We start from the raw sequence: 7,113 nt of genomic DNA, 5'->3' as shown, positions 1-7,113 counted from the left end.
CAATCCCAAGCTATTATCAACAAGTAATGCTTATTGATAATAGATTGGTAAAGTATCTTGTTTTGACAATTGATATTTATTGCTCAAACACATTCAGAGACTTGATTTGATGATGAGGCATAGCCTCATCGAACTCAGGTTGCCAATATCCTCGAACACTTTGCCATCCTCGCCGCCAAAGACCCGAAAACGCCCCTTCAGCAAAAAAACCTGTTCTTCCCCCGCTACCACCAAATCGATGTCGTCCGCAAGCTCCTCGCCCACGTTCAAGCCAATGGAGTCGGACACACTTACCTGATCCAACATTCCGCAGGTTCCGGTAAATCTCACTCGATCGCCTGGACAGCATATCAACTGATCGAACTCTATCCCAACGGGAATTTACCCACTTGCGCCGCCGATTTACCCCTATTTGATTCTGTCATCGTCGTGACCGATCGCACCGTTTTAGACAAGCAGATTCGCGACAATATTAAGAGCTTCTCCGATGTGAAAAACATCGTCGCCCATGCTACCAGTTCGGCAGAATTGAAAACCGCCCTCGAAAATGGCAAGCGGATTATTATTACCACCATTCAAAAATTCCCCTTCATCGTCAGCGGTGTCGAAGATTTATCCGATCGACATTTTGCCGTAATTATCGACGAAGCCCATTCTTCCCAAGGAGGACAAGCCGCCGATAAAATGAACATGACAATCGGTAGCGATGACGAAGAACCCGAAGATATCCAGGACAAAATTCTCAAAGCGATGGAAGGGCGCAAAATTGGTAAAAATGCCTCCTACTTCGCCTTCACCGCCACACCCAAACCCAGCACCCTGGAGAAATTCGGACAGCGTACTGCCGAGGGACAGTTTATCCCCTTCCATCTCTACTCGATGAAACAAGCGATCGAAGAAGGGTTTATTCTCGATGTCTTAGCCAATTACACCAGCTACCGCAGCTATTACGAGATCCAAAAATCGATTCAATCTAACCCGCTATTCGATACCACTAAAGCCCAGAAAAAGCTCAAAGCCTTTGTCGAAGGAAATCGCCAAACGATCGCCACCAAAGCCGAAATCATGATGGCGCATTTTCTCGAACAGGTTTACCAAGCTAAAAAGCTCAAAGGTAAAGCCAAAGCGATGGTTGTCAGCCGCAATATCGAAACTGCCATCCGCTATCACTTCGCCATCCGCGAGATCCTCCAGCGCGAAAATGCCCCCTTTAAAGCGATCGTCGCTTTCTCTGGCAAAAAGACGATCGATGGGATTGAATATACCGAAGATAGCCTCAATAATTTCCCCGCAGATGGGAGTTCCCCGCGTAAAGATCTCCCCGACTGGTTCGATACCGACGACTACAAAATCTTAATCGTCGCCAATAAATATCTCACCGGATTCGATCGACCATTACTCCATACCATGTACGTCGATAAAACCCTCCAATCAGTGCAAGCAGTTCAAGCCCTGTCTCGCCTCAATCGGTGTAACGCCAAGATGGGCAAAACCGATACCTTCATTCTCGATTTCTGTAATAGCGTCGAAGAAATCGAGCGAGCCTTCACGCCTTTTTACACCTCTACATCCCTCAGCGAACCCACCGACGTTAACGTTCTCCACGACTTAAAAGATGCCCTCGATGATGTAGGCGTATACGAGCAGAGCGAAGTAGCAGAATTTAACAACCGTTTCTTCGATCGATCTCCCGCCCACGAACTCAGCCCGATTTTGGACATCGCCGCCCAGAGATTCACCACCGAATTAGAATTAGCAGAAGCAGACAAGATCGACTTCAAAATCAAAGCCAAACAATTCGTCAAAATTTACGGTCAAGTCGCCTGTATCATCCCCTTCAATAACCTCAATTGGGAAAAACTCTACTGGTTCCTAAAATTCCTGATTCCCAAACTACCCGTCCAAGATCCTAGCCAAGACCAACTCGACGAACTTCTCAATAGCATCGACCTATCTACCTACGGCTTAGAGCGAGTCAGACTCAACCACGCAATTGACCTAGATCCCTCCCAATCCGAACTCGAACCCCAAAACCCTAACCCACGCGGTTATCACGACCAGGAGAGCCATCAAGACCCCTTAGACGAGATTATCGCCCTGTTCAACGAGCGATTCTTTTCCGGTTGGGATGCCACCGCGATCGAGCAACGGGTAAAATTCGTTAACATCGCCAACCACGTCAAACAGAACCCCAACTATCAAACCCAAGTTGTCAACAACCCCGATGTCCAAAATCGTCGCATTGCCCTCGAAAAAATCATCAAACAGGCAATTACCCAAGAGCGCAAACGCGAACTCGACCTCTACAAACGCTACACCTCAGACTTGGAATTTCAACGCGCCTTTGATGTCACGATCGAGCGGATGTTGAACCAAGAACTAGATTTTCGCCAAGACACCGCCTAGTTTGAGCGGATGCAGAGTTCTGTAAAGCAATACCCGTAACCAGTACAAAAGGTATGTTAAGCAAAGTAAACTGGATGAATCAACACAAGTATAGGTGTCTCTAGATATAGGGTTTAGCTGGAGAACTGCATCTGCCGCTCCTGACGGCGATGTATAGCAGTCTCATTGGTAAGTCTATGGGAGAAACTGCTAGCCGCCTCAAGTTGATTTTTGATGCCATGTCACTGACGCGAGGTGTCTACTTTTTTGATGAATTTGACGCGATCGGCACACAGCGCAACAGCACCAACGATACAGGCGAAATTCGGCGTGTCCTGAATTCTTTTTTACTATTTATTGAGAATGATGAGAATGAGAGTTCGATCGTTGCGGCAACCAATCAACCCAACCTACTCTATGAAGCTCTGTTCCGAAGATTTGATGACGCGATCGAATATACCCTGCCAACAGCAAAAATGATTCATCGCCTTCTCGAAACACAGCTCTCGATCTTCGATCCCCAATGGCGCGATTGGTCAAAAGTACTGAAAGCCGCCCAAGGATTGAGTTTAGCGGAGATTGCTCGCGCTGCTGATGAAGCAGCCAAGAAAGCAGTCTTATCATACTTCGGCAATCCCAGCAATTTTTTAGACCTGACTAGCCACCATTAACAAGTACGGGACATAGCAACACCAGCCACGCCCATAGCATTTTCCCGATCGAGTTGGTTCCATGTAATTACATGGAACCAACTAAATGTCTAAAACAAAGACTGAGAGTTACTTTGGAGCGTTGCTGGCACATATTAGGTCGGAGTAGATTGACATTGATCGACTAAGCCCAAATTGTTTCTCCATCTAAGTTATAGACTTTTAAAAAAGTTCCATGTAATTACATGGAACCGTGCAAGTAAGCTAAAATCGTTTCTAGTTCTACATTTCCAGCGATTAGTACCTTGACTTGCTCTACCTGCGCTGGCTTCACCGAAGCAATCTGAGTTCGATATTTACCATCATCTCCTCTGTCCTTCCAAGTCATTTGCCAGAACCAATGAGAAATATTGTCTGAGTCACGACTTCCTTCAACTAGAGGATATTCAACTGTCCGGCCATTTTTTAATCGCTTTTTCTTGGTGCGTTGATAGAGAGTGCCACTCCTACCAGGTACGCGATTTCCACGCAATTTCATCTATAATAGTCATTGAAAATACTTTTTTGGTGTGATGGCTAATTTAGTCATCACTCTTTTCTATTATAGAATTATCAACTATTTAATTGTATTAACTTTAAATTTAAATCTCGATCTTTGATTCAGATTAAAACAAGTAGAGAGCGATAAATAGGATCGTTTATCGATGTGATGATAACTAGTTTCAAATCCAGAGAAGCCGAGCTAATCTTTCATGGTAGGAGATCGGTAAAATATCCACGCAGTATCCAAGTTGATGCCCTTCGCAAGCTGAGAATCATCAATGCCGCAACATCGATCGGCGATCTACAAATCCTTGGTTGCCTGGAGAAACTTTCATCTAGCTCTGAAAAATACAGTCTGGCCATCAACGATCGATAGCGAATCCAATTTACTTGGATGTGAAAGATATTTGGATAATTTTAGGATTGTTTTTTACTTTCGATCTAAAAAAATCTATACCGATCCCCTAAAATTCTACTACTAGCTGGTTTTTGACTGTATGAGGCGGACACAAGCGACTTCCTTCAGGGCTAGAGCATTCGTCCGCGTCAACAGTCAAAAACCAGCCGCCCCGCAGGGTCACAAGTTCAGCGATCGCAACGTTTCAATTGTGAATGTTGAAGCTATACTGATATGTAATAACATACAAAATCGTATATCCGTACAAGAGCGTAGCGATCGACTGGGGAAGTTCAGGCGGGAGGCAAGAAAGCACTATAAGTTCCGTTTCGGCATCGTAATTTTTTAAAATCTCAGTGATCTCAGCGGTTGCCGTCGCAGATAAGTTAGGAATCTTGGGGACAATTTTGGCGATAAGATCGGCAGGAGAGACAATAGCATGAGCATCGATTAAATTCACAATTACGCCTCCAGCTTGAGCTTTAGCAGTATTAATGAGTTTATGCAATCGTTTTGAGGGAATCGGGTCTAATGTTGCCCAATATTTTTTAAGTTCGCTGGAAATTCGGAGCTTGGAGGCTTTAGGGAGTCCTACAACTTCAATTGTTTGTCTGTGACAGTGCGGTTCTAGAGGATAGCTATCGCACACCAATCTCTGTTTTTTTCCATCCTCTTGTTGTCGTTTTAGCTGTTTTAGCTTTGATTTATAACCCATTTTATTTGTCCTTACATCAATTAATTATTGTCAAGTTTTGAAGCAATGAGTGTGCTAGTTATAGTATTCTGAAATAGAAGTTTCTGGAGATCGAGATAATTAGACCCGTACTGCTCCTGCCGCAGGGGGTTGCGGCTTTTTGACAGCCGAAACCTCCGACATTAATCAGCTTCGTTTATAAGATAATAAAGATCGGATTCGCGCTGTCTTTAAATCCGCTTATTAATTAGTCACAGCTCGAACAAATATCAACTAATTAGATCCTATAGCGATTGATAATTTTAGCTGTTTGCACAAGCAATCGTAGTAGTAACTGTCAGAAATCCAGCGGTAGGCATTGTGCAAACAGTGAATAATCTCGCTCCAAAGTGGTGCATTCTCATCAAGAATACCAACCGTACTTATATATCGATTCAGAAGTCTGCCAGCGTTAGTTACTCCAGCTAAAGCATCGAAAGCTAATCCATCTAGTTTAGCTCTAATGCTACGTTTAGTTGCGGCATTAGATCTCCTCCAATAGATAGAGTTCCAGGTTATCCAGCGGCTTTCAAGGAGGTTTCGAGCGATTACCAATTCAGATTGGGCTTCAATCAATAACGGATCGTCCATACTCCCTGGAAACTTTTTGAGCTTTTCGATCGCTACAGAAATCGTTGCTGTTGCTGCATACATAGTGTGATTTTAATTAATATACGAACGAAGCCAACCAGTAAACTTGTGGAGTACGGGTTGGCTCAGTCTGGAAAAACTTATTTATTAACGATTAGTTTTTTAGCTCATTCGAGCGAGTCAAGTCCTCCAAGGTTGCGGGTCTGTAAATTAGCTCTCTTAACTGCCGTGAGAAGTCAGGAAACTCTCGATCGCAGTGAAAAAGAGCTTGATGAATCCACCAAGCTCTTTTCGTTGTCGATAGTCGATCCATCGCGCGGATAGTTGCTCGATATAAGCCAAATCTGGTTTTGTACTGGAAAGGATTTTGCATAAGATATCAACGACAGAGGTGAATTAGATGCGTCTCCACGGCACAATATCGGTCGCTGGATGTGAAGGATTTCGGGGGATTAGGGTAACGATCGGCTCCAAGTTCATCAAGCCATTCCGAGAACTGGCGACGCTTCTTGATGCGGCTGGGATGTTCGAGCGGCAACACCGCAACCAGCTCCCCACCAGGAGCAAGCCAATCATAAGCATGGCGAACATGCTCGATGTGGGCATCTTTACCAAAGGGTGGGTTCATCAAGATCCGGTCGTAGATCGGGCGGGGGGTGGCACTCAGAAAGTCTCGACCCAGCAGTGGAAAGCCAAGCAGGGTCAGAGCTTCAACCAAACCCGCGTTCAGCTCGAAGCAGTCGATATGTTTGACTCCCAAGTCCCGCAACGCCAGACAAATATTGCCAGCTCCGCCCTCCGGATCGAGACAGCGGTGGTAGGGTTGAACATTGGCTAATTGCAACATTCGAGTGACGATCGCACCTGGGGTCGGAAAAAAGTCGGGCACCTGTTGATAGATGGCTTTGCGTCGCAGTGCATCAACCCGTTCGCCAATCGGATTGGGCTGACAAGCAGCGGGATTGCTCAAACCTTCTAACAGTTCCACCGCAGCTAGAGCCGCGTTAGCACTATAGATACCGATAGCTCCCAACTTTTGAGCGATCTCATGACCACGATCGAATCCCGTATAGAGATATTCGAGCGATTTGGCTCCCTCTTTCTGCCAATGAAAGACAGAAGCAAGAGGTTCGAGATGACTGCGGTTGCTAATCTTGGCAAGTTGGATAGGGCAGGTGCCATTGCAATGTCGATCGGCAAGGCCCACCAACCAACTTTGGATAAGTTGTAGCCGTCGTCCGTCCTGGCGGATACTACTAGCGATGCGCGAACGACGGGCGGTGATATTTTGTTGTCCAATCGAAGGATTCAGCTTGGATGCGATCGTTGCATCCATCGCCGCTGCCAACTTTTGTAACTTATCGGCTAACTTGGGATTGGGTGGGGGACAGATGGCAGGAACGGAAAAATCTAGGGTTAATTGTCGCTCGATATTGGCAATAGTCATAAATTTGATAAATAGGCTAATAAATGGGTACAAAAATGCCATCAACTATTACTAATTGCTGGCAAGATCGATCTGGCAGAATAATTAATCTTTAAGATTAACTGGAGAGGAATGCCGATTGCATTCGTGATGACTATCTAACATAGATCCCTTGATTGGATAAAAGGACAACTAGCACAAGCAGTCTCTTTTTGTTGAGTAGCGTGAGGCTTACGTTTGGGCATAATAACCCACATTCCGCACTTCAGATTTTACGACAATAAATTCATAGCCAAAATTAACTGAGAATTATATTTACGACATTTGCGACATCAAAAATACAATAAAATGAGCATGACAATTTCTAGTCTTTGCCTATCTTCAAAAA

At 44.9% G+C, this 7,113-nt stretch carries 6 protein-coding genes and 2 pseudogenes; 3 read left to right on the top strand and 5 right to left on the bottom strand.

Features of this window, described 5'->3' with window-relative positions:
- Nucleotides 1–129: 129 nt before the first annotated feature.
- Nucleotides 130–2,406, top strand: a pseudogene (locus ACEW9J_RS12910) (type I restriction endonuclease subunit R); the annotation flags it as partial.
- Nucleotides 2,407–2,519: 113 nt separating this feature from the next.
- Nucleotides 2,520–3,005: pseudogene (locus tag ACEW9J_RS12905) on the top strand (AAA family ATPase); the annotation flags it as partial.
- A 271-nt stretch (nt 3,006–3,276) separates the two neighbouring features.
- On the opposite strand, the gene ACEW9J_RS12900 reads toward ACEW9J_RS12905, so the two are convergent.
- Nucleotides 3,277–3,573: a hypothetical protein gene (locus ACEW9J_RS12900; RefSeq protein ID WP_373545524.1), complete on the bottom strand. Its 297-nt coding sequence runs from the start codon at nt 3,571–3,573 to the stop codon at nt 3,277–3,279.
- A gap of 171 nt (nt 3,574–3,744) precedes the next feature.
- Between ACEW9J_RS12900 and ACEW9J_RS12895 the strand changes: the two genes are divergently transcribed.
- A complete protein-coding gene (locus tag ACEW9J_RS12895; RefSeq protein ID WP_373545523.1) occupies nt 3,745–3,954 on the top strand; it encodes a type II toxin-antitoxin system RelE/ParE family toxin in 210 nt (69 codons plus the stop codon).
- Nucleotides 3,955–4,180: 226 nt separating this feature from the next.
- On the opposite strand, the gene ACEW9J_RS12890 is transcribed toward ACEW9J_RS12895, so the two are convergent.
- The 4 genes from ACEW9J_RS12890 to ACEW9J_RS12875 all read right to left on the bottom strand — a co-directional run bounded on the left by ACEW9J_RS12890 (nt 4,181) and on the right by ACEW9J_RS12875 (nt 6,746).
- Nucleotides 4,181–4,690 (bottom strand): hypothetical protein, encoded by a 510-nt coding sequence (locus ACEW9J_RS12890; RefSeq protein ID WP_373545522.1) that lies wholly within the window; start codon nt 4,688–4,690, stop codon nt 4,181–4,183.
- Between the two features lie 252 nt (nt 4,691–4,942).
- A complete protein-coding gene (locus ACEW9J_RS12885; RefSeq protein WP_373545521.1) occupies nt 4,943–5,362 on the bottom strand; it encodes a hypothetical protein in 420 nt (139 codons plus the stop codon).
- Nucleotides 5,363–5,453: 91 nt separating this feature from the next.
- Nucleotides 5,454–5,672, bottom strand: a complete 219-nt coding sequence (locus ACEW9J_RS12880) for a hypothetical protein (protein WP_373545520.1) — start codon at nt 5,670–5,672, stop codon at nt 5,454–5,456.
- Between the two features lie 6 nt (nt 5,673–5,678).
- Nucleotides 5,679–6,746, bottom strand: coding sequence for a class I SAM-dependent methyltransferase (locus ACEW9J_RS12875; RefSeq protein WP_373545519.1), 1,068 nt, complete (start codon nt 6,744–6,746; stop codon nt 5,679–5,681).
- Between the last annotated feature and the right edge of the window lie 367 nt (nt 6,747–7,113).

This window comes from Chamaesiphon sp. (genome assembly GCF_041737865.1).
Classification (GTDB): domain Bacteria; phylum Cyanobacteriota; class Cyanobacteriia; order Cyanobacteriales; family Chamaesiphonaceae; genus Chamaesiphon.
The sequence above is the reverse complement of the archived record's forward strand: the minus strand, read 5'-3'. Positions and strand labels throughout refer to the sequence as shown.